Source organism: Actinomyces bovis (genome assembly GCF_900444995.1).
GTDB lineage: Bacteria > Actinomycetota > Actinomycetes > Actinomycetales > Actinomycetaceae > Actinomyces > Actinomyces bovis.
On sequence record NZ_UAPQ01000011.1, the window covers coordinates 12,500 to 38,778 of the forward strand.

General features: G+C 64.6%; 18 protein-coding genes and 1 tRNA gene. 8 read left to right on the plus strand and 11 right to left on the minus strand.

Features of this window, described 5'->3' with window-relative positions:
• Positions 1 to 3: 3 nt before the first annotated feature.
• The 3 genes from rpsF to DR039_RS10215 form a co-directional block, all read right to left on the minus strand.
• Positions 4 to 291: a 30S ribosomal protein S6 gene (gene rpsF, locus DR039_RS10205; RefSeq protein WP_111837265.1), complete on the minus strand. Its 288-nt coding sequence runs from the start codon at positions 289 to 291 to the stop codon at positions 4 to 6.
• A gap of 218 nt (positions 292 to 509) precedes the next feature.
• Positions 510 to 2,687 (minus strand): transglycosylase domain-containing protein, encoded by a 2,178-nt coding sequence (locus DR039_RS10210; RefSeq protein WP_407641295.1) that lies wholly within the window; start codon positions 2,685 to 2,687, stop codon positions 510 to 512.
• A 502-nt stretch (positions 2,688 to 3,189) separates the two neighbouring features.
• Positions 3,190 to 4,020, minus strand: coding sequence for a MerR family transcriptional regulator (locus tag DR039_RS10215; protein ID WP_229116943.1), 831 nt, complete (start codon positions 4,018 to 4,020; stop codon positions 3,190 to 3,192).
• A 114-nt stretch (positions 4,021 to 4,134) separates the two neighbouring features.
• Here DR039_RS10215 and DR039_RS10220 point away from each other — a divergent pair, with 114 nt between their 5' ends.
• A complete protein-coding gene (locus DR039_RS10220) occupies positions 4,135 to 4,620 on the plus strand; it encodes a TOBE domain-containing protein (RefSeq protein WP_111837267.1) in 486 nt (161 codons plus the stop codon).
• Between the two features lie 101 nt (positions 4,621 to 4,721).
• Here the strand turns inward: DR039_RS10220 and DR039_RS10225 are convergent, their stop codons facing one another.
• From DR039_RS10225 to DR039_RS10255, 7 genes are all read right to left on the minus strand, one after another.
• On the minus strand, positions 4,722 to 5,921 hold the full coding sequence (locus tag DR039_RS10225) for a phosphoglycerate dehydrogenase (protein WP_111837268.1): 1,200 nt from the start codon (positions 5,919 to 5,921) through the stop codon (positions 4,722 to 4,724).
• A gap of 18 nt (positions 5,922 to 5,939) precedes the next feature.
• The gene (serC, locus tag DR039_RS10230; protein WP_111837269.1) at positions 5,940 to 7,025 is read right to left on the minus strand and encodes a 3-phosphoserine/phosphohydroxythreonine transaminase; all 1,086 of its coding nucleotides are present in this window, start codon (positions 7,023 to 7,025) and stop codon (positions 5,940 to 5,942) included.
• 143 nt (positions 7,026 to 7,168) lie between these two features.
• A complete protein-coding gene (locus tag DR039_RS10235; RefSeq protein ID WP_126622382.1) occupies positions 7,169 to 8,752 on the minus strand; it encodes a hypothetical protein in 1,584 nt (527 codons plus the stop codon).
• 243 nt (positions 8,753 to 8,995) lie between these two features.
• Positions 8,996 to 12,073, minus strand: coding sequence for a hypothetical protein (locus DR039_RS10240; protein WP_126622380.1), 3,078 nt, complete (start codon positions 12,071 to 12,073; stop codon positions 8,996 to 8,998).
• A gap of 124 nt (positions 12,074 to 12,197) precedes the next feature.
• A complete protein-coding gene (locus DR039_RS10245; protein ID WP_126622378.1) occupies positions 12,198 to 13,481 on the minus strand; it encodes a hypothetical protein in 1,284 nt (427 codons plus the stop codon).
• 403 nt (positions 13,482 to 13,884) lie between these two features.
• Entirely contained in the window at positions 13,885 to 16,917 is a 3,033-nt protein-coding gene (locus DR039_RS10250; RefSeq protein WP_111837273.1) for a CAP domain-containing protein, read from the minus strand.
• A 277-nt stretch (positions 16,918 to 17,194) separates the two neighbouring features.
• Positions 17,195 to 18,781, minus strand: a complete 1,587-nt coding sequence (locus DR039_RS10255) for an aspartate:alanine exchanger family transporter (protein WP_111837274.1) — start codon at positions 18,779 to 18,781, stop codon at positions 17,195 to 17,197.
• A gap of 272 nt (positions 18,782 to 19,053) precedes the next feature.
• Between DR039_RS10255 and DR039_RS10260 the strand changes: the two genes are divergently transcribed.
• From DR039_RS10260 to DR039_RS10275, 4 genes are all read left to right on the plus strand, one after another.
• A complete protein-coding gene (locus tag DR039_RS10260; protein WP_111837275.1) occupies positions 19,054 to 21,441 on the plus strand; it encodes a carbon starvation CstA family protein in 2,388 nt (795 codons plus the stop codon).
• Position 21,442: 1 nt separating this feature from the next.
• Entirely contained in the window at positions 21,443 to 21,748 is a 306-nt protein-coding gene (locus DR039_RS11700; RefSeq protein ID WP_111837276.1) for a YbdD/YjiX family protein, read from the plus strand.
• A 172-nt stretch (positions 21,749 to 21,920) separates the two neighbouring features.
• The gene (locus DR039_RS10270) at positions 21,921 to 22,355 is read left to right on the plus strand and encodes a VanZ family protein (RefSeq protein WP_229116944.1); all 435 of its coding nucleotides are present in this window, start codon (positions 21,921 to 21,923) and stop codon (positions 22,353 to 22,355) included.
• Positions 22,356 to 22,457: 102 nt separating this feature from the next.
• A complete protein-coding gene (locus tag DR039_RS10275; RefSeq protein ID WP_111837277.1) occupies positions 22,458 to 23,162 on the plus strand; it encodes an FHA domain-containing protein in 705 nt (234 codons plus the stop codon).
• A gap of 187 nt (positions 23,163 to 23,349) precedes the next feature.
• On the opposite strand, the gene DR039_RS10280 is transcribed toward DR039_RS10275, so the two are convergent.
• Positions 23,350 to 23,433: transfer RNA gene (locus DR039_RS10280), tRNA-Leu, on the minus strand.
• A 242-nt stretch (positions 23,434 to 23,675) separates the two neighbouring features.
• Between DR039_RS10280 and DR039_RS10285 the strand changes: the two genes are divergently transcribed.
• Genes DR039_RS10285 through DR039_RS10295 form a run of 3 tightly spaced genes read left to right on the plus strand, consistent with a single transcriptional unit; the run spans position 23,676 to position 26,277 of the window.
• Positions 23,676 to 24,380 (plus strand): FhaA domain-containing protein, encoded by a 705-nt coding sequence (locus tag DR039_RS10285; RefSeq protein WP_111837278.1) that lies wholly within the window; start codon positions 23,676 to 23,678, stop codon positions 24,378 to 24,380.
• A complete protein-coding gene (locus tag DR039_RS10290) occupies positions 24,377 to 24,838 on the plus strand; it encodes an FHA domain-containing protein FhaB/FipA (protein WP_111837279.1) in 462 nt (153 codons plus the stop codon). The genes DR039_RS10285 and DR039_RS10290 overlap by 4 nt, the downstream gene beginning before the upstream one ends.
• The gene (locus DR039_RS10295) at positions 24,838 to 26,277 is read left to right on the plus strand and encodes a PP2C family protein-serine/threonine phosphatase (protein WP_111837280.1); all 1,440 of its coding nucleotides are present in this window, start codon (positions 24,838 to 24,840) and stop codon (positions 26,275 to 26,277) included. The genes DR039_RS10290 and DR039_RS10295 overlap by 1 nt, the downstream gene beginning before the upstream one ends.
• The last annotated feature ends 2 nt before the right edge of the window (positions 26,278 to 26,279 follow it).

The following is a 26,279-nucleotide window of genomic DNA, read 5'->3' on the forward strand; positions in this document are numbered from 1 at the left end:
GGCTCAGGCCTCGGGGCGCAGCAGCTTGGTGCGCAGCACGGACTCGTTGAGGCCGAGCTGACGGTCGAGCTCCTGGGCGATCTCAGGCGTGGTGGTCAGGTCAACGACGACGTAGAAGCCCTCGGACTTCTTCTTAATGTCGTAGGCCAGACGACGCTTGCCCCAGATGTCGACCTTGTCCACGGTCCCACCGTTGCTGGGGACGACCTGTAGCAGCTTTTCGAGCGACGGAGCGACAGTGCGCTCGTCCGTCTCGGGGTCGAGGATGATCATGATCTCGTAGTGACGCATGCTTGGTACCCACCTCCTCTGGTCTGAAGCGGTCACGGTCTTTCCGTGACAGGAGGGTGATGCGTGCGACGGCGTCGCCCGGACGGGTGCCCGGATGGCGCAGTCGGTTAGCGAGCCTACCGGAGATGACGCACCGCCCGGAAGGCCAAGGCCTTGCCGGGCGGCGTGCGCTGCGACACCTCTGTGTCAGGTTCCTAGGTCAAGCGAAAGCTCAGCGACTAACCGTTCCTGCCGTTTCGGTTGCCATCCCGGTTTCCGTTGCCGTTCGCATTGCCTGGCGCATTGCCATTGGCGTTGCCGTTCGCGTTGCCGTTGTTATCCGGCACTTTATCCCCTGGTGCTGGATCGTTAGACGGCCCCGGGTTTGGTTCTATTGGAATCTCAGTGATCTTGGGGGGTTGCTGCTTAGAACCAGGATCACCGGTAGCTATAGGCTCCGGAGCAGGCTTAACGCCCACCGTAGGCTCCGCCGTCGGCTCCGCAGGCTGTGCAGGCTGCTGCTGTACGCCACGGCCAGGATTAGGTTTGGTGGTCTCCTCGTCGGCTGGGACCTCAACCTTGTTGCTGCTGCGCGAGCCCTCGAGCTTGCCCTTGCGGTAGGAGCCAGGCGTGCGGTCAGGGAACTTCTCCACCGGCAGCTCCGCCAAGGCGGTTTGCATGTACTCAGTGAAGATATCCGCCGGATAGGTGGAGCCGATGATCTCCGGGTATTTGCCCCACGGCGTGATCGACTGCTCGGAGCCATCCGGACCGGACTGGTAGAGGGTGACCGCCGTAGCAATCTGCGGCGTGAAGCCCACGAACTGCGCGGACTTGTTATCCGAAGAGGAACCGGTCTTGCCAGCCACTGGGCGGTCGAGCTTGCGCGCCGTCTCACCCGAGCCGTACTCCACCACCTTCTGCATGGCGAAGGTCGCATCCGCCATCACTTCGTCCTTAAAGACCTTCTTCCCGGTGGTGTCTGGGGCATAGACGGCGGAGCCCTGCGCATTGGCCACGGAGGCAACGATGTGGCTGTCGCGGCGCGTGCCCCCTGAGGCGAAGGTGGTGTAGGCGGTGGCGATGTCAACGGTGTGGGGTGAGGCGGAGCCAAGCACCGACTGCACCACCGTGTCCATACCGACGGTGTTCTCCGGGTACCCGGCGCGAATAGCCACCTCATTGGTGCGCTCGGCGCCCAAGTCATTGTTGAGCTGCAGGTAGGAGGTGTTGATGGAGAAGGCCGTGGACTTCACCATGTCAGACCAGGTGTAGGACTGGTTCCCGTAGTTCTCAAAACGAGTGCCGTTCATCCAGATCGGCGATTTACCGGAGTAGCCATTGGCCAGGGTCAGGCCGTTCTCCAGGGCGGCCACCAAGGCAAAGGGCTTGTAGGTGGAGCCAGCCTGGGCGACGGCGTCGGTGGCTGAGTTCACCTGCTCGGTGAGATAGTCCTTGCCGCCGTAAAGGGCCAGGATTCCGCCAGTTTTTACGTCAACGGAAACCAGAGCCACCCGCAGGTTGGGGTCGGCGCCTTCAGGCAGATTGCCGACGGCGGCCACCGCCGCATCCTGGTTGGTCTTGTTGATCGTGGTGACGATCTTGTAGCCACCGGTGTCTATGCGCTCCTCAGTCAGGCCTGCCTTGGCTACCAGTTCCTTGCGGACCATTTGCAGCAGGTAGCCGTTGGGACCGGCGTAGACCTGATCTGTCATTGGGGTGATCGTCTCTGGCATAGCGGTGGCTGCGGCCCGGTCGGCTGCGGTGATGTAGCCGTCCTCAAGCATGAAGTCCATAACGCGGCTCCACCGCTTCTCAGCCTGCTCCTTGTCAACCGCCGGGTCCCAGGCCGAAGGCGCCGGCATGATGCCCGCCAACAGTGCCGCCTGGGAGGGACTGAGTTCTGCAGCACTGATCCCAAAGAAGGCCTGCGCAGCTGCTTCTATGCCATACGCACCGCGGCCGAGGTACACCGTGTTCAGGTAGGAGTCCAGGATCTCCTCTTTGGACTTCTGCTTGTCGATCTTGATGGCCATGATGGCCTGTTCGAACTTGCCCCAGTATGAGGAAGTCGTGTCCACGTAGTAGTTCTTGATGTACTGCTGCGTGAGCGTGGAGGCACCCTGGCGGCCACCGCCGCGCAGGTTGTTCCACAGGGAGCGGATGATGCCCTTGGGGTCCACACCGTTGTTCGTGTAGAAGCTGCGGTCCTCACTGGCCACCACCGCGTTGCCCACGTATTTGGGCAGCTTGGTGGTGTCGATGATGGTGCGGTTTACCTCAGCGAATTTGCCCATGACGGTGGTGCCGTCCGCGTAGTAAACGGTGGAGCTCTGGGCCTGCGCGAACTGGTTGGGCTCGGGCACATGGATCGTGGAGTAAGCCCAGGCGAAGAGGCCGCCAACTGCAGCAATCATCAGCAGGAAGCTAGCCAGGATGAAACGCCAGGAGGGTAGCCAGCGGCGAATCGGACCCTTGCCGTAACGCGGGTAGTTGAAGATCCGGCGCCAGCCCTTGGGCTTGTCTACCGGCTGCTTGCTACCCCTAGCCTCAGCGCGGGCAAGCTTGCCGCCTGTGGCGCTGGCAGCTGCACCGGCGCGATCCGGCTGGGACGAGCGGGTCTTGCGCTTGGGGCGCCGTCCTGCGGAAGCCGCTTGGGCGAGCTTCCGCCCTACGGGCCGCTCGGGACCTGCGGTCGGTTGTGACACGCGGTTCTCGCTTCCTGATCTGTCCCTTTCGGGAGGTGGACGCCTCAAGTATGGCTGCTTCCTCCCTTAGGAACAGTGACAGAAGCCTGTGAAACTGACTGTGAGCAGGGGACTCGGTCACTTTGCTGTGTGCTCCATCACGGCTAAACCTTGCCTAAGCGTGACGCCGGGGCCTGCGGCCGCTAGGTCGCAGGCCCCGGCGCGTCCGCAGTCACTGCCAGGTGGCAGTCTCGGGGTCTACGCCCTTAGCGGCGGCGTTAGCCTCCACCACCGCCTTCAGCCACTGAGCCAAACCGGGGGCGACGGCGTCGTAATGCTGTTTGAAACGCGGATCGCAGACGTAGCCACGGGCCAGAAGCACGTGCTTGGCATGAGTGACGTCGAACCAGCTGAGGCTGGCGCGATGCTCCTCAGCGAGGGCATTGGCCCGCTCAGATCCGGGCTTGACTCCCGCAGCCATTGCGGCAGCAAGCTCGCGCTCTACCGCCTCCACGCGTTCCTTATCCGCCTTGGACTCGGCCGGGGTCTTGGCGGCAAGCCGCTCCGCGGAGACCTTCCAGTCTTCCGTGTGCCCCCAACGCTCCTGGGCCTCAGCCTCCCAGGCGGGGTCCCACTGGTCCCCCATGATCTGGGCGCGCTGCGCGGCACTTAGCTTCTCTCCCATGGTGTCCTTCTCCATCATTGTGTCCACTGCCCGGAGCATCCGGGTCAGGTGGGCGATGCGCTCGGTCAGCAGCTCCCGCTGCCGGGACAGGTGCCCGAAGGCGTCCACCCCAGGCTGATCCAGCACCTCAGCCACCTGGGCCAAGGGCATGCCGGTCTCTCGGTAGACCAACACCTGGTGGACGCGCTCCACATCCGCTGAGGTGTAGAGCCGGTACCCGGCCCAACTGCGCTCCGAAGGCGTCACCAGGCCGATCTCGTCCCAGTGGTGCAGGGTCCTGACACTGACACCCACCAGGGCAGCCACCTGGCCCACGGTCAGGGACTGTCCGTCGGCGTCACTATCGCGTTCCACGGCCACCTCCTGTGCCTCGCTCACCTGGCCGAGCCTGGTGCCTCACGCCGCGTGAGGGTCAAGCAGCGCTCCGACGGGTATGGCGCGGGCGCCACACGGATCCCGCCTGTAGCCGGTGGCACATAGGATCATAAGGCTGTGACCTACGCCCTGATGTTCCTTGGTGCGGGTCTCATCGTGCCTGCCTGCGCCGCAGCCTTCGCCCTGGGGCTGCGCCGGGGTCGGAACACAGCCAGAGCCCAGGTCCCAACCTCCACCGCAGAAGTCGCCCCGCACCCCCAGGCGCCGGACGCCGCCGGGCCAGGCTCCCCCGTGCTGGACGCCCCGACCTCAGGCACCCCAGAGCCGGGCGCCGCGAGCCACCAACCGGTCGTCGCCGTCGGTCACAGCGACGCCATCAGCCTGACCCTGCTGGATGAGCGCAGTCCTCGGATTCGCGGAAACATCGGCCAGATCATCGAGAACACCTACCTGGGCACGACGCACCGACTGGTCATAGAGACCGAGCTAGGGGTCATGGATACGGTCGTGGACGCGCACGCTCCCGAGGCTGAGGCGGCTCCTGGGGACGCGGTGCGCGTCACCCTGAACGAAGACCGCCTCTGGGCCCTGCCAGCCACCTGATCCAAATGCCAAAACCCTTGTGAACTGACATTTCTGCACTCATGGCGCGACGCCACCGTCGCCCTCGCAGCAACGTCAATCTCGACGGCGCTAGGCAGCCCTCAGGCAGGGATGACGCGGGCGGAAAGCACGCCGTCAATTGCGCGCAGCTCCTCTAGGCCACCGGGGTGCACGGGCCCGTCAATATCCACCAGCGTGACCGCCAGGTCCCCCCGGGAGCGGTTGAGCAGGTTCGCAATATTCTGCCCATGCTGCGCCACCAGGGTGGAGACCTGCCCCACCATATTGGGCACATTGCGGTTGACGATCACCAGGCGATGCGTGCCTGGCTCGCGCGCCATAACGGCCTCAGGGAAGTTCACAGAGTTGTGGACCTGCCCCTCCTCCAGGAATCCTCGCAGCTCATCCACCGCCATAATCGCGCAGTTGCGCTCGGCCTCCTTGGTGGAGGCGCCCAGGTGGGGCAGGGAGATGCACTTGGGGTGCTTATGCACCGCGTTGGAGGGGAAGTCGCAGACATACCCAGACAGGTAACCCTGGTCTAGGGCGGAGATAATGGCGGGCTCGTCCACGATCTCGGCGCGGGCAAAGTTCAAGATGATGGCGCTGTGGCGCATGAGGGCCAGGCGCTGGGTGGAGATCAGGCCGCGTGTGGCGTCAATCAGCGGCACGTGCACGGTGAGAATGTCGGCGCGCTTGAAAACCTCCTCAATGCTTCCGGCGCGCTTCACCTCTGCGGACAGGTTCCAGGCGTGGTCCACACTGATGGCCGGATCAAAACCCACCACTTTCAGGCCCAGGCCCAGGGCGGCGTTGGCCACCTGCACGCCGATAGCGCCCAAGCCGATCACCCCCAGGGTCTTGCCGGGCAACTCAAAGCCCACGAACTGCTTCTTGCCGGCTTCCACGGCCTTGGCGATAGCGGCGTCGTCGCCCTCCAGGGTGTGGGCAAAGCGCGCCGCCGGGATCAGGTTGCGTGAGGCGATGAACAGGCCTGCGAGCACCAACTCCTTGACGGCATTCGCGTTGGCACCGGGCGTGTTGAACACGGGCACGCCCCGTTCGGTCATGGCGGCCACGGGAATGTTGTTGGTGCCTGCCCCGGCGCGGCCGATGGCCAGCACAGAGTCGGCAATGGGGGTGTCGTGGAGTTTGGCGGAACGCACCAGCAGGGCATGCGGCTTCTCGACGGCGTCGCCCACCTCATAAATCTCGGCGGGGAAGCGAGTCAGGCCGGAGCCGGAGATAGCGTTGAGGGTCTTGACGCGGAAACGCTCGGTGGGGGTGGGGATGGCGGTCATGGGGTTTCCTTCTGGCTCTCAGGCGTGGCTGCGTTCGAACTCGGTCATGTAGTCAATCAGGGCAGTGACGCCGTCGTCGGTCATCGCGTTGTAGAGGGAGGCGCGCATGCCGCCCACGGAGCGGTGCCCCTTGAGGTTCATAAGCCCAGCTGCGGTGGCCCCGGCCAGGAAGTCGGCGTCCAGGGCAGGGTCAGCCAGGGTGAAGGGGATATTCATGGCTGAGCGGGAGCGCTGCTCCACGGGGTTGTGGTAGAAGCTGGAGGCGTCGATGACGTCGTAGAGGCGCTGGGCTTTCGCGTCATTGCGCTCTCCCATGGCAGCTAGGCCACCTTGGTCTTCGATCCAGTGCAAGATGAGGCCAAAGAGGTAGATGGAGAAGGTGGGTGGGGTGTTGAGCATGGAGTCGTTATCCGCCATGACTTTCCAATCCCACACGGCGGGCACATCCGCGCGCGCCTGCCCCAGCAGGTCCTCACGCACAATATTGACGGTCAATCCGGCGGGGCCCAGGTTCTTCTGGGCGCCCCCAAAGATCACGCCGAACTTGTCTACCTCAATGGGCCGGGACAGGTACATGGAGGAGAAGTCAGCCACTAGGGGCAGGCCTGCGGCCTCTTCGGTGGGGACGTAGGGCATGGTGACGCCACCGATGGTCTCATTGGCGCAGTAGTAGAGGTATTTGGCTGCGGCGGGGACGGTGAAGGAGCCGGGCTGCGGGGTGGTGTTGTAGGAACTAGCGGATTCGTCGGCGACGACAATGGTCTCCACGCCCATGCGTCCAGCCTCTGTGATGGCCTTCTTGGACCATTGGCCGGTGCGGATGGCGGCGATCTGGTCGCCACGCTGGGTGAGGTTCATGGGGATGGCGGCGAATTGGCCGGTGGCGCCACCTTGCAGGAAGAGGACCCGGTAGTTCTCGGGAATGCCAGCGAGGCGGCGCATGGTGGCTTCAGCGTCCGCAGCGCATTCCACGAAGTCTTTACCTCGATGGGAGACCTCAAGGACACTCATTCCTCCGCGCCAGTCCGTGAGCTCGGCGGCGGCCTGCTCAAGGACAGGGAGGGGAAGTTGGGCGGGTCCGGCGGAGAAGTTGTGAACGCGCATGCTTCACCCTAACCCGAGGTGGTTTCAAGGTCGTGTCCCGGGAGGATGCCGGAGCCTTCCGGTGGGCGCGTTGGTGTATGCAAAGGGGCGGGTCCCGGAGTGCTTGACTCCGGGACCCGCCCTATCTGATGTGCGCCTGGGCCTTAGGCCTGGCGACGGCGTCGCACCGCTGCCCCAGCCAGCACCATCCCACCGGCCAACGGCAGGAGCACCTGGGCGCCAGCGCCCGTGGCGGCCAGGCCGCTCTTCTTGGGCTTGGGCGTGCTGGACTTAGGTGTGTTGGGCTTGGGCGGGTTGGTGGAGGTATTGAGCTTGGCCTTCGGCTGGGACTGCCCGGTGGTCGGGCTGGGCGCTGGCTCTGCGCTCGGGCTGGGCGTGGCCGTCACAGTAGGCGCTGGGCTCATCGACGGCGTCGCACTGGGCTGAGCCGACGCGCTGGGCGCAGCAGTGGCCGGAGGCGCTGGCTCGGCGGTGGCTGGCGCAGTCGGCGTGGCAGTAGCCGGGGCCGTTGGCTTGGGCTCTGCGCTTGGGCTGGGCGCAGCAGTGGCCGGAGGCGTTGGCTCGGCGGTGGCTGGCGCAGTCGGCGTGGCGCTGGGCGTGGCTGATGGGGACGGGCTGGAAGACGGCGAAGGCGTCGGCTTCAAAGACCCAAGGAGTGCCTCGCAGGTGCGGTCCACATTCGCCTGGTGGACTGCAGGGTCGATCTGATCCACGTAGGCCTTCAGGCGGTTCGTGTACTCAGTGACGGTAAAGGTCTGCTCCCCAGCTTTAGGTGCCCACGCCGAGCCCGCGGGCCAGTTGCCTGCGGAGAAGGTCTGGGAGGCGTATGCGCCAAATGAGCCGGTGCTGGAGGATTCTGCGATCGCGAAGCCAGTGTGCGTCATGCGTGCCCCACTGTTCGCGTCCGCCAGGGTCAGGTAGTGACCGACATGGCCAAAGTTGGTCTTCGCGGCGGTCTGTTCTCCCGAGCTCAGGGTATAGATGTGGTTGGACTCGTCCGCCAGCCAAGCATCACGTTGTGCTTGGGTCATGCCAGCTGTCTGCGTATCCCAGACGTCCTTCTCATCGAACCACCAGCCCTGGTAAGGCCCTAACGGGTTCCCCGAGTCTGAATGCCTCATATACATATTTGGCCCCACGGAGGACCACGAGGCAGCGAGGTTCTCCGCAGCTTGGTCATTGACCACGTGCTCGAGGCCCTCGATCGCCGCCTGGTGGTTGGCACTGTATTGGGCAACCGCCATGAGCCGGTCTGTGACCTGAAGCTCGGCCATACTGGCGCCCTCCTGCGGGACGCCACGCAGGGCAGCAATTCCTGGATCTGTTCGAGCGGGGTCGTCATTGCGGAGGTGGCTAGAGACCGGAATCCACTTGAGGCTCTCAAGCATCAGTTTCAGGTCCGTTGCGTCACCAGACTGGCCTATATGAGTGTCTCCTACGAACTCGCCACTGGTTAGCGCCGTCACGGCGTCGGCAGCTCCGTTCTTCTGAAAGAACCCCAGGGAGCCTTTGGCGTACTGGACCTTCGCATCAGCCTGAGCAGCCCGAGCGGCTTGGTAAGCATCCCACTCGGGGCCGGTTGCCGTGATGCCGTCACATTTCGGTCCGGCGGGCTCCACGGTGATCTCTGCCGACACGGCTTGTGAGCCGGCAATGGCCGGTACCAGGACCATGGCTCCTACGGTCAAGCCTGCGGCCAGTCGCCGCGCGGTGGGTGTTAGTCGCATGAGAGTCTCAATTCGGGAAATAGGGAAACGGTCGAAAAGACCCGCAATCGTTATCCTTGAGACACTTTCGTGACCTCGCAACTTGAGGGGCCGCAGGATTCCCGCAGCCCACCGCCACTAATCACCAAGTGTTATGTGCGCACGCGAACCACATAGGTGCGGAACCTCGCCGCAAGAGGCAGCACCCTCAACCCCAATTCACTAGCTGGCGCGCTCAGGCAGCACTCCAGAAGCCCTTAGGTCTTAGGCCTGGCGACGGCGTCGCACCGCTGCCCCAGCCAGCACCATCCCACCGGCCAACGGCAGGAGCACCTGGGCGCCAGCGCCAGTGGCGGCCAGGCCGGGAGCTTGCGCTGCCGGAGCCTGGTGCTTAGGGGCGTAGGGCGCCTGCGGAGCCACGAAGACCTGACCATCCTTATTGGTCACCACGTGGGTCTGCTCGGGCGCAGGCAACTCCGGCTGGGCGGCAGTGCCCGCCTCAGGCTGCTCCTCCGGGCCAGACTGCGGCTGGCAGGGCTTGGGACTCTCCTGCACCTGCTGGTTGGGGTCACATTTGGCGGCAGCCCCAGCCTGGGCGCGGGCCTTGGCGGCCACCTGGGCGTCAGCCTTAGCCTTGGCGTAGGCCTTGGTGAGAAGCGGGAAACGTGGGTCTGTAACTCCCGCCTTCATGGCCTCAGCATGGTTAATCGCCTCTAGGTCCTTAGCGGCCTGCACCAGCGCGGCGGCGTCAACGGTGCCGAAGCTCTTAGAACCGGTGGCGGCTACGAGGCGCTGACGTGCGCTCTGCAGCGCGGCCTGGGCGCGAGCAGCCTGCTGCTGCGCGGCGGTGGCGGCAGCCCGACCATCACCGCGACCGGTCAGCAGGTCACGAATCTGACCGACCCGGGCAGTGGCGCGCTCCAGTGTGCTTTGCGCCGTGGTGACAGCTTGTTTCGCGGTGGTCTCGGCGGCAGTGGCAGCCCGCAGCTTCCCGGTGGCCTGCGCAAGCTTCTGCTCCGCCGTCGTCAAGGTGGTGGAGGCGGATGCCAGGCGGGCCTCAGCAGCAGTCTCCGCCTGGTTGGCAGCCTGCAGCTTGGTCTTGGCCTTGTCTACGCGCTGTTGCGCTTCTTCCAGACTCATGCCGTCACCAAGGGCGGCGAGTGCCTGGCGGGCCGCCACCTCAGCGGCCTGCGCCTTAGTGAGCGCAGCTTTGGCCTGCGCAAGAGTGCTGCGAGCCTGCGACTGTGTGGCTTTCTTATCCGTCAGGTCCTGCTTCTTGGCGGTCAGGTCGGTGGCGTCGACGTCGGCCACCTGCTGGGCCTTCTTTAGAGCAGCGTCGGCCTTAGCCAGGATGGCGTCCTTGGTGGTTTTATCCGCCGTCGCCTTAGCGGCCTTGGCCTTGGCGGCGTCCAGTTCAGCCTGCGCGGCGTGCTGAGCGTTTTGCCCAGGGGCCGCTCCGTCGGCTGCTCCGGCGCGCTTTTGCGCTAGCTCCTGGTTAGCGGCATCCAGCTTGGTCTGAGCCGCAGCCACGATCTGGTCACCGGCGTGCTTGGCCTGGGTGACCTTGCTGCAGTAGGTGTTGACGAGCCGCTCGTACTCCTCAAGGGTGTAGAGCTTTTCCCCGTTCTTAGCGCTGGCCGCAAACTCCTGCACGTGGGTAAGCGGGTAGGAGATGGGCGGTGCGCTCTCAAAGCCCGTCTCAGCGCTGCCGCGCCTGGAGGTGATGGCGTAGCCAGTTGCGGTCTTGCCCTTGTCCACCAGGTTCAGGTAGTGGCCAAAGTGCGGGTAAAGCTCCGGGTGGGCCAGGTAGAAAGCGTAGGCGTCAAAGCGCTCGGAGGCTTTGACAGCGCCCTGTTTGACCTGCTCGTCCCATATGGCCTTCTCTTGGTGGTACCAGCCCAGGAATGGGTCCTCTTTGCGGGTGTTGTTCCAGGCGGCGTTTTCCCCGGCCTCGTATTTGTCACCGTTGTCGCCAGCGTGGCCACGGTAGTGCGCCGACCAGTTGGCGTGACGCTGAGCCACTGCGGTGTAGTAGGGGCTGATCTTGCGCTCCGCAGCAGCCTTGGCCTCAGCCTCAGTCATGCCGGCTTCCAGATACTCCTTGGTGCGCAGTTCCACTGACTTCTTGAGCAGAGCAACCGTGGCCTGGAGGTTCTCTAGGCTGGTGGCATCCTGCGGGTCGCCCTTGTGGGTGTAGGAGGCGATGGTCTTGCCGGAAGGATCTTTGGACTCGGTGTCGTTCAGGACATCCACCGCGGCCTGCGCTCCAAGCTTCTTGAAGAAGCCGAAGGAGCCTTCCGCGTAGAGGTCTTGGGCGGGCTTGGCGGATTTCTTGGCCTGCTCCAGTGCAGCCTGGGCCTGCGCCACCTGGGCTTCAGCGGCTGCGATTTGCTCAGCTGTAACGCCACCTTTGCGCTGCTCCTGCAGTCCCGCCTTGGCTGCCTCAAGCTCTTTGGTCTTGGTGGCGACCAGTGCCAGTGCGGCGTTTAGGTCCGCCTGGGCTTGGCTGGCCGCCTGTGCGGCGGTCATTTGTTCGGTCTTTGCCTTGGTGGCGGCTGCGTTGGAGGCAGTGGCCTTGGTGGTGGCGGTGTCCACCAACTGCTGGGCGCTGTCGACGGCGGTGGTGGCCTGATCCAGGGCCTGCTGCGTCTGCGTGACAGCGGTTTCCTTGACGGCGGAGTCGGCCGCCGCGGCAGTTACCGCCTTTTTGGCCTTCTCTTGGGCTTGGTTGCCGTCGCGCAGGATTGCCGCATGGGCGGAGACGGCGGCGTCGTGCTCAATGGTGGCGGTCCCCACAGCTTGGTCGGCCTCAGTCTTGACCTGCTCAACCTGGGCCTTTTCAGCGCGGGCAGCGTCGACGCCGGCCTGCGCTGTGTTCTGCTCCGACTTGGCGGTCTGCGTGGCCTTAGCAGCCTGCGTGGCGTCGAGCTTTGCCTCAGCTAGCTTCTGCGAAGCCTGCTGCTGGTCCTTGGTGGCCTCCGCGAGTGAGGCCTCAGTGAGTTTGCCTGCTGCGTGCTGTGCCTCATTAGCCACTTGCTCAGCGGTTTTGGCGGCGTCTGTGGCCTGCTGAGCGTTCTCAGCTTTGGCGGCGGCGTCTTTGGCAGCGCCTTGCGCCTCCACCAAGGTGGCCTTGGCGGTCATCTCAGACTTAGCGGCAGTTCCCTCAGCTTGCTTGGCAGCCTCTGTGGCCTTTGCTAGCTGGCCCGGAGGGCACTCGGCTACGGTGCTTGAATCCTCCGGCTGGCTTTTGACCTCGTCAGCATGTGCGACGTTGGGAATCAGCAGCACGGCGCCAGTCGTCAGCCCGGCAGCCAGAAGAGCAGGTCGGAGGGTAGAAGACACGAGGGACTCGATTCACGCGACAGGGACGCAGGTATTCAGGGCCTGCATTCGTTATCAATGTGACCCTAGCGTGATCTAGTCGTCTATACCAGCCCCTTTTAAACCCCAGGCTTAGCTCGGCACTTCAGCCAGCATGCTTGCCCCGACGTCGTCCCGCAGGCCTCGCGGCTAAGCTTCCAGCAGCGCTAGAACCAGGCTTGAGCAGCCGGTATTTCCCTGCCATTGCGCCATTCCTGTGGCGGTCCACATGACTGACAACCGCAGTGGCCGGGGTGGTTGAAAGCCCGCGGGCAGCAGCATTCGCGCGCGCTTTGATGGCGGCATCCAAATGCGCTTGCGCCCGGGCATAGGCGCACACCAGCAGGGGAAAGCGGGCATCATTGAAACCCTTAACCAAGGCCGCTTGGTGATCAACGCCACTTAAGTTAGCGACCAAGAGGTCGAGGGCGCTCGCCTCCACCTGGTCGTAGCGGTGCGTGCCAAGCGCCTGGGCCAGCTGCAGTCGGGAAGCAGCCAGGAGCGCCGGCGCATCCGCCGCTGGCCCCATGGGGGCTGCCCGGCGCTGTGCAGCGGCCTGGACGGCGCGGCGAGCAAGGTTTGCGTAAACCTTGGCAGCCTCGAATCGTGCCGAGGCCGCAGCTGTTGCCACACAGGCGTCCTGCAGAGTCTCTTGTGCCTGGTTTTCCAGCTCTTGGGCATGACCAAGGGCTGAATCCTGACTGAGCCGCTCGCGCAGTTCACGAGCCCAGCCTTCTGCAGCTAGTGCCTGGATCAGCGCGCTCCAGGAGGTATTGGGTTGGGAGGGCGCCGGTAACTGCGGTGCCTTGGCCACAGCAGGGCCACTGGCCTCCGACGCCGCTGCCGCGCTACCTATCTGCGAATCTGCCGCGCTATCTGACGCCTTGGCTGCCCGGTCCTGGGCGTCAGCCTGGCCGACTCCTGCCTGCGGCACCACTTCTAGCATGCAGGCGTCAGTCACCTTTTCTGCAGCTGCCAAGGCCGTCTCGGCGCGGGCCACCGCCTGGCGGCCATCGCACTCAAGGGCTTTGCAGATCGCAGCTGCCAGATCGCGCTCGTGCCGGGCCTGAAGCACCGCCGCCTCGGCCCCTGCTTTGGATTCCTCCGCCTTGTCGAGTTCCTCGCGAGCCGCCTCATAGGCAGTCTGGGCGGCAGCCAGCGCCCGGCGGCAGTCGGTTTCACTGCCGACGGCGTCGGCAGAATCGGTAGCCGACACCTGCCTCTCGGCCTGCGCTGGGACTGTAGGCGCAGCCTCGACCGTGTGAGCGTCTGCGGCAGCTCGCAGCGCCGCCATCTGAGCTCGCAGGAGGGCGTCGGCAGCAACCTCGCAGGACCTGGTGGCCTTAGCCTCAGCTAGATCGGCAGGATTTGCCGGATTTGGCGTACTCACATTTGCTTGCGGGAGGCCGCCGGGTGGAGTGGTGAGTTCCAGCGGCTCGGGCGCCGCCGTCTTTTGGCTGGATGCCGCTTCCACAGTGGGCGCGGCATTTCTTGGGGCGGTAACCGAAGGAATGGATCGTAGGGCCAGTGACACTGGAGGCTCAATTCTTCAAGGCGAAACGCGGGTCAAATAAACTCACCTTCGTTATCTTTGACATCAAAGCGTTACCTCACAACAACCGACACCGCACGCTTAGGCGCGCCAGCTGCACCGCTCCTATATTCAGTTATATTGCCGCTCTCGCCGATAACCTTCGCAACTCGGTTGCCCGGCAATTACCTTTACATAGCGGAGGGCCGGGCGGTTTGAGGATCACCCTCAGGCCGCCCGGCCCACCACTAAGGCCTAGTTGTCAGGCGAGCGTCTTGCGGCGGCGCAGCGCCACACCAGCCAGCACCATGCCGCCAGCTAGCGGCAGCAGGTCCAGAGAGTCCACACCTGTGCGCGCCAGCTCCCGACCATTCTCGGCCGGCTTAGCCAGGTGGCGGGGCTGGTAGGGCGTCTCCACCTTCAGATGGGTGCGGCCATCGGTGTCCACCACCATCTTGGCGGTCGACCCGGTCCTGGCAGCCTCCTCAGCGGCCAGCTTGTCAGCCTCCGCACGCATCGCCGCAGCGGTCTCCTGCGAGACCCCGGCGACCTGGTACACCTCAACCAGCACCGGGTAGGCACTCAGGCCGAAGCCCTCAACCATGGCCTGCTCGTGCTTCACGGCTGCCAGCTCAGAGGCGACGGCGCTGAGCTTGGCGGCATCAGCCTGCGCCAGGCTCTTGGCACCCGTGGAGGCGATAAGGCGTGCGAGCGAGTCCTTGAGTGTGGCCTGGAAGGCCGCCAGGTTGGACTCAGCGGTGGCTACGGCGGCACGGGCCTGCTGCTGCTCCATCAGGAGCTTGCGCACCGGGGCGACCTTCGCCGTCACCTGGGCCAGAACAGTGGCGGCAGCGGTGGCGGCCTGGTCCGCCTCAGTCTTGGCAACAGCGGCTGCGGCAGCCTTGACGGTGGCGTTCTGGACAGCCGTCTTGGCCTTGGCGACGGTGGCAGCAGCAGCCTCGACCCGCTTGTCGGCGGCGGCTGCGGCGGCACGGGCATCGGTCAGGGCGCTCTCCGCCTTCGTCACGCGGTCCATCGCGGCCTTCAGACCGTGACCCTTGAGGAGGTCATCCAGACGCTGCGCGGCTACGGCCTGCGCGGCCCGCGCCTTGGTCAACTCCTGCTGGCGAGCCGCCAGCGCCTTGGCGGCGGAGTCCTGCGCAGCCTGCGCCGCAGTCTTGTCCCGGGCGGCCTGCGCGGCCTGGTCCTGCTTGCTCTTGTAGTCCCGCGCAGCCTTCTCCCGTACGGCCTGCGCGGCCCGCGCCACCTGGTCGGCCTGCGCCTTACCCGCCTCGGCCGTCTTCAGGTCGGCCTGGGCCTTGGCCACCTGAGACTTGGCCGCGGCCTGCTCATCAAGTCGGGACAGACGGGCAGTGGAGGCGGTGTCGAGGTCCCGCTGGGCGGCCTTGACTGCGGCACGTGCGGTCGCAACCTGGTCCTTGGCGGCCTGGATCTTGGTCTGGCCCTGGTCCTTGGCCGCCTTGACCCGGTTGTAGTAGGCCAGGAAGGCCTTCTCGTAGGTGTCGAAGTCCTGGGCGCCCTCGGCGGTCCGGCTGCTCTTCATCGCGTACTCACCGGCGACGGCCCGGTAGTGCCCGTCCACCCTGGAGATGCCCATGCCCGCGGCGACGCCGTCGTCTGGCAGCATCAGGTTCAGGTAGTGACCCACCTGCAGGTACAGCTCCCGATCCTTCATGAGGACTCCGAAGGCGTCCGCCTTGTCCGCCTCGGTGACCCTGCCGTCCTTGACGGCCTGATCCCAGATCTTCTTCTCGGCGTACCAGAGCTCAACCGCACCCAGTCCGTTGCCTCCGGAGGCCAGGTTCTCCCCATTGGCCTGCATGAAGGGTTCATCGGAGGTTAATTCGTGGTGGACCAGCTTGTTCTGACTGGCGGTCCAGTTGGCGTAGATCTGGGCGAGCGCCATGAGGGTGTGGCTGACCTTGAAGGGCGCCAGGCCCTCTGCCTTGCGGAACTCGTTGGTGTGGCGAATGGCCTCCAGGGACTTGCGCATCTCCTCAAGGTCGGTGGCGTCCCCGGGGGCTCCGGGGAAGGTGGCCTCCCGGTAGGCCTTGCCGTTCTCACCGGAGGTGCTGCTAGTCAGGGCCTTGACGGCATCCTCAGCTTTAGCCCACTCGAAGAAGCCAATCGAGCCTTTGTTGTACTCGGCGGCAGCTTCCTTGGCGGCCTGCTCCGCAGCGGTCACAGCGCCTTCGGCGTTGCCAACGGCAGCTTTCTTGGCAGCCAGGTCAGCATTGGCGGCAGCAATGGCAGCATTAGCGGTAGACACGGCCTGCTTTGCAGCCTTTAGGGCAGCCTCAGCCTGGGCCACTGCAGTCTTGGCATCAGTCACCGGCTTGCCTGCGTTAGCAGCGGCCTGGGCGGCAGTCGCCTCGTTCTTCTTGGCCTGCTCTAGCTCAGCCTTAGCAGTTCTGACCGCCGCTTCAGCCTTGGCCAACTCATTCCTGGCCTGGACCAGCTCAGCCGTGAGCATGATTTCGGCGTTTGCCAGGCCCTTTACGTTGTCGGCGATTTCAGCGGTCTTTTTCTTGGCCTCGGCGAGCTCGGCCTGAGCCTTCTTGGTGGCGGCGTCAGCATTGGCGAGCAGGCGGTCGTGGTTGGCGACGGCGTCTGTCTTCTCCTTGGTGGCAGCATCCAGGGTGGCCTGCGCCTGGGGCTTAGCCTCTGCAGCTGCTTTCTGCTCCGCCTTGGCTGCCAAGGCCTGCTTCTCAGCCGCAGTCTTGGCCTCCTGCTCCTTGGCAGCCTTCTGCGTAGCCTCAGCCTGGGCCTGCTGTGCCGCCTTGGCTGCGGCGGCGGCCTGGGCTTCGGCCTCCAGGTTCTTCTTGTAGGTGTCTTGGTCAACGTTGGCCGCGGCAGCATCAGCGGCCTGGGCCTGCTCCTTGGCCTTGGTCAGTTCGGCGTTGGTGGCCTGCGCATCTGCGGCTGCCTTGGCGGCGTCCTTAGAGGCATCCTGAGCTTCGTTGAGAGTCTGCTTGGCGGTGGCCTCAGCGGAGTCGGCCACAGCCTTGGCGGCATTGGCCTCAGCATTAGCCTCCTTAGCGGTCTTAACAGGCTCCGACTTCTTGGGGGCCTCAGCAGCACCGGTGGGCACGGATGCAGCCTTGCTTGTGGAGGTGGTGGCAGCAGAGGCGCCGGCAGCTTGGGAGTCCGTGACCTTTGAACTGGTTTCCGGCGCTGGGGTGGCCTCCTCTGCGTTAGCGGTGGAGGGAAGCAGGAGAACTGCTCCGGTGGTCAGGCCAGCAGCCAGCAGGACGGGGCGAAGGTTTGTGCGCACACAAAGCTCGATTCGGGTTGGGGAAGGGGATAGCAACTATGTTGCCAGTCATTCCCAAACAATAATCTCACAGTTTGAGCCTTGCAATCGCAGCGTTAGGGAGATGTTATCCAAAGATGGGAATGTCCCTATTGACAGTCTCCACAGGGCCACATATTAGGTGTGCGTTACATCGCATTTGTTAGCTGGAAGCAAGGCCTCGCCACCAGACTCCCGCAGCCTGTTTACCCCCACCCAGCAATGCCCGCGCCACCAAACCCTACCGGGGCGCAGCCGCTCACAGCCCCACCAGCACCTGAACCATCACGATCTTGACCACAATCGCCAGGGCAAACAGCGTGGCATAACCGGCCTCCACCCGCTCGTCGTCGCGCTTGGACAAAGCAAAAGCCAAGATGGCGGGCTGCCCCACCAGACCGGCAAAACCCCCGGCCGCCCTTTGGACGCTCACCCCCGCCCAGCGCGCCCCTGCCAACAGCACCACCGCGTTAACCGCCACAATCAGGGCCGCGAGCGCTCCCACCGCAACCCCCGTCCAAGAGAAGGCGGCCGCAGCGAAGGAGGGGCCCGAAGCCAAGCCGATAGCCGCTAGGAAGAACAGCAAGCCCAGTTGCCGGATCGTGGCATTGGCGGCGTGGGGCAGCACCCAGATGAAAGGACCGGTGCGCTCGGCCCAACCGAGCACCATGCCCACCACCAGCGGACCTGCGGCCACACCGAGTTTGAGGCTGAGGCCACCGGGCAGAGGGATCGCCACTAGACCCAATAGGACTCCCAGAGCCATGCCCATACCTACGGAGAAAGCGTCGATCTGGGCAATGGACTTCTCCGAGTCGCCAAAGTAGTCAGCGGCTTTCTCCAACTGCTCGGAGGGAACCACCGCCAGGACCCGATCTCCAAGCTGGAGTACTAGGTCGTCGCGAGCCAACAGGTCGAGGTCGCCGCGCTTGACGCGAGTGATGACGCCTTGGAAGCGACCGTGCATATCCAACTCAGCGATGGTTTGCCCGGCCACGCGGGTAGAGGAAACAGTCAAGCGCCGGTAGTCCACCACGGTGCGATCTTTGGCTAAGCACTTGCCGTAGCCGGTGCCCAGGCTGTGCAGCGCCTCCTCAAGGGCGGCAGGTGCCCCCACAACCACCACCTTGTCCCCAGGGAGCAGCTCTTCCCCCGGCTGGGCCACACGGGTGTGGCCGTCGCGCTCCAAGTAGGAGATGCGAATCCGTCCGGTGCGGAAGAGTTCAAGCTCACTTAGGCGTATGCGGGTGAGCAGGTAGACGCTGGTGGCTTTGAGACCGTCGGCGCTGGCGGGGCGGGGGTCGCGGCGGCCAGGCCAATCCCGCCCAATCACCGCGGCAACGATGATGATGGCCACGGCCACACCCACGGGATAGGCCAGGGCATAGCCGACGGCGGGCTCCTGGTTTCCGGCAGCCTCGATGGCGGCGTCAAGCACCGGGGAGGTCAGGGCTCCAGCGAAGGCCCCAGAATCCATGGCCGGAGTGATGCCGGTGAGCCGGGAAAAGGCGGCTCCAGCAGCTCCGGCTATGACCAGGGCGGCGGCACACAGGCCCATTAGGGGAAGCTGACGGCGTAGGTCGCGGAAGAAAGTGCCGCCAGCACCAATGCCAACGGTGTAGCAGAACAGGCCAAGGCCCAGACTGCGCAAAATGCTTAGGTCTGAGCCCAGGCGGGGGTCCAGCGCGCCGATGACCAGGCCCACAAACAGGGCCCCGGCGGCACCGAAGCGGATTGGGCCCAGCGGGATATGCCCCACCGCAGTGCCCAGGCCGATCACCAGGAAGACGGTGAGCAGCGGGGCGGTGGCAAGCACGTCCACGACTGGTTTGAGTAGGTCTGGCACGCGCAAAGGCTAGTCCGATCTCTCGCGGGCCAGTCAGAGTTCGACGGCGTCGCCGACGCCGACGCTCGCTGAAACGACCCCGGCCACCCGGCCTCCCCGCACCCGCCCCGAGCGCAGCTTGTGGAATCCCCACAGGACGTCGACTCCACCCCGACCTGACCTGGCGTCACCTAAGAACCCGTGACAGTCTTCAGGATCGCGGTATTCACCATTAACGTGTGACCAATGACGCAGCCGCGTCGTGTACCTGACACAAACAAGGCGGTGAACGGGTGACAACCCAGACCAAAGCATCTCTGCCCTCCTACTCTCCGGAAGAGGAAGAGCTCATCATCAGGAACAAGCAAGGTGTTCCGGTGGGCATCAAGCCGCACCACAAGTGGACCCCCAAGTCGATCGCTATTTGGGTGGCTATCACCGCCGTAGGCGTGCTCGGCTGGTGGATGTTGGCTGTGGCGCGTGGGGAGAACGTGAACACGATCTGGTTCGTGGTGACGGCCATATCCACCTACGCCATCGGCTACCGCTTCTATGCGCTCTATATCCAGCGCACCATCATGCGGCCCGACGACTCCAATGCCACCCCCGCTGAGCGCATCAACAACGGCCGCGACTTTGACCCCACCCACCGTGTGGTCCTCTATGGTCACCACTTCGCGGCCATCGCCGGCGCCGGTCCCCTGGTGGGTCCGGTGCTCGCCGCCCAGATGGGTTACCTGCCCGGCACGCTGTGGATCATCCTGGGTGTGGTTGTGGCCGGAGCTGTCCAGGACATGCTGGTCCTGTTCTTCTCCATGCGCCGCGGCGGCCGCTCCCTCGGTCAGATGGCCACGGATGAGATCGGCAAGATCGGCGGCACCGTGGCCACCGTCGTCGTGCTGGTCATGCTGATGATCGTGCTGGCGGTGCTCGCCATGGTCTGCGTGAACGCCTTGGCTGAATCTCCCTGGGGCGTCTTCTCCGTGGGTATGACCATCCCGATCGCCGTCGCCATGGGCCTGTGGCTGCGTTTCGTACAGCCCGGCAATATCACCCAGGTCTCCCTGGTGGGCTTTGCAGTTCTAATCGGAGTGATTATTGGTGGCCGCTACGTCGCAGAGTCCTCCCTGGGCCAGTACCTGCACCTGTCCCCCACCGCCCTGGTGTGGGCCATGATCATCTATGGCTTCCTGGCCGCTGTGCTGCCCGTGTGGGTGCTGCTGACCCCACGCGACTACCTGTCCACCTTCATGAAGGTCGGCACCATCGTGATCCTGGCCCTGGGCATCATCATCGTGCGCCCAGTGGTGGAGATGGCTGCGGTTTCTGAGTTCGCCTCCAACACCGCCGGCCCGGTTTTTGCGGGCGAACTCTTCCCCTTCCTGTTCATCACCATCGCCTGCGGCGCCCTGTCCGGCATGCACGCCATGGTCTCCTCGGGCACCAGCCCCAAGATGATCCAGAAGGAGAGCCAGGTGCGCATGATCGGCTACGCCGGCATGCTTATGGAGTCCTTTGTGGCGATTATGGCGATGGCGGCGGCGGTTTCTTTGAGCCCCGGCATCTACTTCTCCATGAACACGCCGGTGGACTCGCTCAACAAGCTAGCTCCCGACGTCGTGGCCACCGCCCCCTGCAAGACGGCGGATGACCCCAACCACAACTGTGAGAAGCTCGCGGCGGCGGCCATGAAGAACCTCAAGGTCACAGACGCCCACGGCAAGACCCTGGACCCCACCTGGGAGTCCTGGGACGATGCAGGCAACCCCAAGACCTACAAGGGAGCTGAAGCCCTGGAGCGCCTAGCTTCCGACGTCGGGGAGAAGAACGTGGTTTCCCGCACCGGTGGCGCCCCCACGCTGAGTGTGGGCATGGCCCATATCCTTCACCAGATCGGTGGTGGCCGCGCCATGATGGGCTTCTGGTACCACTTTGCGATCATGTTCGAGGCCCTGTTCATCCTCTCAGCGGTGGACGCCGTAACCCGTGTGGCCCGCTTCCAGCTGGGTGACGCACTGGGCAATATCTGGCCTAAGTTCCGTGACCCGTCCTGGCACGTAGGGGCCTGGGCCACCACTGCCGCCGTCGTGGCCGCCTGGGGCTCCCTGCTGCTGATGGGTGTAACCGACCCCCGCGGTGGCATTAAGACCCTCTATCCGCTGTTCGGTATCGCCAACCAGCTCATCGCGGCGGTGGCGCTGTTGATGTGCCTGGTGATGACGGTGCGCAAGGGTTACTTGAAGTACGCCTGGATCCCGGCGGTGCCACTGGTCTTTGACACGGTGGTGACTTTCACGGCCTCCTGGCAGAAGATCTTCTCCACGGATGCACGCATCGGCTACTTCCAGCAGTGGCGGGACGCCAAGGCAGCGCTGCCGAATCTGACCGACCCGAACCAGATCTCCGTCACCAAAGCGGTTATCCGCAACACCATGATCCAGGGGACGCTCTCGGTGGTGTTCTTGGTGCTGGTGGCCTTTGTGATGGTGTGTGCGGCCATTGCCATGGTTAAGGCGGTGCGCCGCGGCGACACCACCACCTCAGAGGACCCCTACCAGGAGTCCAACTTCTACGCACCGGAGACCATGATCGCCTCCAAGCTGCAGAAGCGCCTGGTCAAGGAGTACGAGATGGTGGGCGACCCCGCCCTCATTCCGGGCCGCTCCCATTCAGGGCATTGAGATGCGCGCTTTGCCTGTAATAGCAGCGCTAGCTGAACCTCCCGCCCCCAGCCCGGCAGCGGCAGATTGCAGCGGTGGGTCGACGGCGTCGTCCCGGCGTGGTTGGGTTCGCCGCCTGCAAGGCCTGCGGGAGGGTTTGCGTGAGGCCCGCGCCTTGTGGCGGGACTTCACCGGTGAATCTGCCTATGAGCGCTATGTGGAACGTCACCGGCGCGAGCACCCGGACCATGAGCCGCTGACTGAGCGGCAGTGGTGGCGGGCGCGCGCGGCCTTTGACGAGGAGAACGTCTCCACCGGCTGCTGCTGAGTCTGGCCCTGGTTGTGCCGGGTGCCTGGCGGTGTTCTGCCGTCGGGTGCCCGGCACACTCGTGCCCAAGCAATTCACTGGGCGCAATCCAATGGAGGTGACTGCGCCAACGTGTCACCTACCACCAGATGGTTTGCAAGAAAGCGGCAAACTAGCGGGTAGACTCTGCCGAGTGTCTGAGAAGAGCCTTAACCCCAAGACCTGGATTTGCTTGGTGCGCGCGGCGTGGCTGGCTTATTTGATCGTGGTCTTGGTGGCGGTTCTCTGGCCCAGCGGGCAGGAGGTCTCTGAGGTCAAGGAGACGATTGGGCCGCCCACGGTGGCACCAGAGCACAAGGATGTCTTCCTGAACTTGGTGATGCTGACGCCGCTGACTTTCTTGGGGATGCTGGGCTGGCCTCGCTTTGGCCCCTGGCGCTGGTGTCTGGCGGGCGTGGTCTTGGCCGCCGCCATTGAGTTCACGCAGTTTGCTGTGCCTGCGCTGACGCGCCGCGCCAGTGTGGCAAATGTCTTCCAGAACTCCTTTGGTGCCGTGGTTGGGGTGGCTTTGTTCCTGCTGGTGGCCTGGGTGGCGCGCCAGCTCTCGGCGCGCGGTAGCCGTCAGTAGCCAGGTAAACCGTTACTATCAGCACAGTCGCGGTCGCCAGGCCAGTGACCGACCCCTCCCCCTGAGGTCGGCTGGACCGCGCAGCGGATGTGAGGAGAGGACATGGGTCTTCTGGACGGGATCGAGAAGAGCTTCGGAAGTGTGGGCGATGCCGCCAAGCGCACTTTCTCCCACCTGCCCTCGGGCTCCGTCACCGACGTGCTTAGCCAGGAGCTGCGCCGGGTACTGGCGGAGACGGCCACGCCCTTCGGGCACGGCCGCTCGGTGGTGGCCAACTCCTTCATCTTCACTGTGAATCCGCAGACTGCGGAGCGCATCTCCCGGGAGGGTGAGCAGGCGGTGTTTGCCTCCCTGGAGAACACCGCAACGGTCTTTGCCACGGAAAACGGCCACTCTTTTGTGGGGCCGATTGAGTTTGGTTTGGCTCTGGGACCGGAGGGCTCCCAGCCAGTCTTGATTGAGGCCAGCCGTAAGCGGGGGGCGACGGCGCCGGCCACCGCTGGACCCACGCAGGACCGCCCGGTAATTGAGGTTGACGGGCAGCGCTATGTGCTCACCGGTGAGGTGACGATCCTGGGCCGCGGCAGTGAAGCCGACGTCGTCGTGGATGACTCCGGGGTTTCTCGCCGCCACCTGGAGATCCGCAACCGCTCTGGGCACTACGTGGCCACGGACCTGGGCTCCACCAATGGCACCCTGATTGAGGGCCACCCGATTGACGCGGCCACGCTGGTGGACGGCAACACGATCCAGGTGGGTCGCACCACTATCCGCTTCTGGGACGGCAGCCAGGGCACCTCTGCCTGAGGAACTGAGGGACTCTGAGCAGCTAGGGCACTTAGACCCCAGGATCCATCACCCAAACTTATGGTTTGGGGTCGCTTTGCGGGCTTCAAGCGAATTGTTATCACAATGTGGCCGTAGGCCCGCTGCAGCCGCCAAGCTTCTCCACACACAAAAAGACCCGGCCGTTCAGCGACCGGGTCTACCTTCGTGCGCGGGGGGGGACTCGAACCCCCATGATCGTAAGATCACACGGACCTGAACCGTGCGCGTCTACCAATTCCGCCACTCGCGCGAAGCGAGGACGACGATAGCACGCACCCCCCGCACCCCGTCCAACTCAGAGCGAAGCCCAAAGGCGTGAGACCGCTCACGGCCAGTACCCGGGCACTGGTACCCGTACTTTTCGGCCTGCTGAAAGGCGGATTAACGCCGCCGCTCCACACTTGAGCTCTCCCCACCCGCTACGATGAGCAGGCCCGTGTATGCACTTCATGCACCCGCGTGAACGGCGTTGATGGATAGGAGGTCCCTGCGTTGGTCGCACCCTTGTGGAGCAACAAGAAAGCCAGCCCTGCCCAGGGCACCCCAACGCGCGGCAAAGACGTTGAGGCCATTGAGATCCTCACGCGCATCAAGGAACTGATGGACACCGGTGCTCGCCGCACCTCCTCAGGCAAATACCTGGTGCCAGACACCTACACCGTTCACCTCCTGCCTGCCGACTACAACCGCTTCGTTGCCTGGGGCATGGACGCTCTACGCGCGGAGCTCGCGGACGCCGCCCAGGCCGCCGTCGCCGAACAGGGTTACAGCACCACCACCCCCGTGACTGTGGACCTGGTGGCGGACTCAGAGATCCACTCAATCTTTGGCGCCTTTGAGATCGTGCCCACCTTCACCGAGCCGCACCGGGGCGCCGTCATCACCGTGCACGTCCACGGCACCACCAATGCTGAGCGCTACGCCCTGCCCTTCACCCCCGTGACCGTAGGCCGACGCACCGGGGCGGATATCGTGGTTCCGGACACCGCCATCTCCAGCCGTCACCTGCGTTTCATGACCACGCAGCGGGGTCTGGTGGTTGAGGATCTAGGTTCCACCAACGGCACCCGCATCAATGGCCGCCGCGTGGCCGCCAAGGCTCCCACCCTGCTCAACCAGGGGGACCTGGTGATGATTGGCGAAGGCACTTCCATCACAGTGACTCAGGCGCCGCTGGGCGCGGGGGGCAGCCTGTGAGCGAGTTCTTATTCTCCGTGCTGAGATTTGTATACCTGGGCTTGCTCTGGCTGCTGATCTTCCTAATGCTGCGAGCCCTAGCGCGCGGCACCGCTGACGTGGCCTCTGTGTCTCATGCCCCCGTGCGTCGACCCGGCGCGCGCCTGCGCCCTGGTCAAGGGCGCCGCAAGGGCGCTAGCACCATCTACATCTCAGAGGGGCGTTTGGCGGGCACTTCCATGCCCCTATCGCCGGTATCCATCACCATTGGCCGTGCGGTGGACAACACCTTGGTGCTGGATGACAACTACACCTCCTCCCACCACGCTCGCATCTATCCCCAGGCGAGTTCCTGGTGGGTGGAGGACTTGGGCTCCACCAATGGCACTATCGTGCAGGGAAGAGCCATTGACAGGCCGATGCGGCTAGACCTCCACATGCCCGTTTCCATCGGTAAGACAACCTTGGAGCTGCGCTGATGACCATCTACCTGCGCTTCGCAGCGCGCTCCGACGTGGGCCTGGTACGCCAGTCCAACCAGGACTCCGGCTACGCCGGACCGCACCTGGCGCTCCTGTGTGACGGCATGGGCGGCCCCGCCGGTGGAGATATCGCCTCCGCCGTCGCGATTGAGCACCTCACTCACCTGGATTCGGATATTTACCGGGCCGACGAGATGCTGGACCTGCTGCGCCACTCCGTGCAGGAAGCGCACGCCGACCTGATCTCCCGTTCCTCCGAGAACCCCGACCTCTCGGGCCTGGGCACCACCTGCATCGCCATCATGCGCAGCGGCAACAAGCTGGCCATGGTGCATGTCGGAGACTCGCGCGCCTACCTGGTGCGCGGCGGCGTGCTCACCCAGGTCACCACCGATCACACTTTTGTGGAATACCTGGTGGAGACCGGCCGTCTCACCCGTGAGCAGGCCCGCCGCCACCCCCAGCGCTCTGTGCTGCTGCGGGTCCTGGGTGACACGGAGGGCGAGGTCCAGCTGGACGAGTCGATCCGCGAGGCCCTGCCAGGAGACCGCTGGCTGCTGTGTTCTGACGGCCTATGCGGGCCGGTCACCGCAGACACCCTGCAAGAGGTCCTAACCACCAATGAGGACCCAGGTGAGGCTACGGACAAGCTCATTGACTTGGCCTTGCGCGCAGGCGGCCCAGACAACGTAACCGCCGTGGTCTTTGACGTCGTCGAGGGCGAGCCCACTGACAATCCCACCCCCCAGGTGGTGGGTTCTGCTGCCGCCATCCGCTCACGCAACGAGGCCCTGCTGGATGGTGGCAAGCCAGGCGCCATACCTGCCTCCACCAGTTCGGACTCTTCCTCCCCAGCGGGCAAAGCGGCTGCCCTGCTGGCACAGGCGAGCGGCCAGGGAAAAGGTTCTAACGAGCGTCTGGCCGCCCAGGAGGCACTGGCGCTCGCAGAAGCCGCGGAGTTGCAGGCCTTAGCTCGCAGACGCTCCCGCCGCAACACAATTCTGGGCACCCTGCTGCTGGTGGTGGCACTGGCGGTGTCTGGTCTGCTGGCCTACCAGTGGACTCAGACGCAGTACTACGTCACTGTGCAGGATGACCATGTGGTCATCTACCAGGGCGTGCCCCGCGGCTTAGGTCCCGTGAAACTGTCCCACCTGGTGCAGACCTACGACGGCCCCACGGACCCGAAGGTCTCCGCCCTGGATGCAGAGATGCGCAGCCGTCTAGAACAGACGGTCAGTGAGCCTAGCTTGGAAGCGGCCCGTAACTACGTGGAGAACACAGTGCGCCCCCGCCTGGCCGACGCCGTCCTGCCGGGTGCCTCAGAGCCTTCCGCGACCTCATCTGCGACCGCGCCTGCCAGTGGCACCCCCGCTCCCACCACCCCCATCCCTAGCCCTCCGAGCCCCAGTCCGACGCCGTCATCGGGGGTCTGAGA

Excerpts from the sequence above, each read along its gene's own strand:
- serC (WP_111837269.1), bottom strand. The coding sequence starts at position 7,025 with ATGCGCGTTCACAACTTCTCCGCCGGACCCGCCCAACTTCCCCTCCCT.
- DR039_RS10295 (WP_111837280.1), top strand. The coding sequence starts at position 24,838 with ATGACCATCTACCTGCGCTTCGCAGCGCGCTCCGACGTGGGCCTGGTA.
- DR039_RS11700 (WP_111837276.1), top strand. The coding sequence starts at position 21,443 with ATGCGCGCTTTGCCTGTAATAGCAGCGCTAGCTGAACCTCCCGCCCCC.
- DR039_RS10235 (WP_126622382.1), bottom strand. The coding sequence starts at position 8,752 with ATGCGACTAACACCCACCGCGCGGCGACTGGCCGCAGGCTTGACCGTA.
- rpsF (WP_111837265.1), bottom strand. The coding sequence starts at position 291 with ATGCGTCACTACGAGATCATGATCATCCTCGACCCCGAGACGGACGAG.
- DR039_RS10275 (WP_111837277.1), top strand. The coding sequence starts at position 22,458 with ATGGGTCTTCTGGACGGGATCGAGAAGAGCTTCGGAAGTGTGGGCGAT.
- DR039_RS10210 (WP_407641295.1), bottom strand. The coding sequence starts at position 2,687 with ATGATTGCTGCAGTTGGCGGCCTCTTCGCCTGGGCTTACTCCACGATC.
- DR039_RS10225 (WP_111837268.1), bottom strand. The coding sequence starts at position 5,921 with ATGACCGCCATCCCCACCCCCACCGAGCGTTTCCGCGTCAAGACCCTC.